General features: G+C 52.7%; 1 protein-coding gene. It reads left to right on the top strand.

What is annotated here, in order from left to right:
* The coding region (locus G6047_RS00100) for a hypothetical protein (RefSeq protein ID WP_211165343.1) at positions 1–275 on the top strand (275 nt) is incomplete at both ends.

Consider the following 275-nt stretch of genomic DNA (forward strand, 5'->3'; position numbering starts at 1 on the left):
GACAACACCGATTGCAACGATGCCGACAACACGAAACACGCTTCGTTCCCTTTCTATGCGGATACCGATGGCGATACGTTCGGGGCCGGTTCTTCGGTGAGTGTCTGTGCTGTCGATGCCAATACGCCTCCGACGGGTTATTCATCCAACAATACAGACTGTGCGCCGGCCGATAATGCCAAATGGCAATCTGCCCTGTTATTCGTTGATAGCGATGGTGATGGATATACCACTTCTTCCACCGCGACATCCGTTTGCTACGGAGCTTCGATTCC

This window comes from Flavobacterium silvaticum (assembly GCF_012911565.1).
Lineage (GTDB): Bacteria > Bacteroidota > Bacteroidia > Flavobacteriales > Flavobacteriaceae > Flavobacterium > Flavobacterium silvaticum.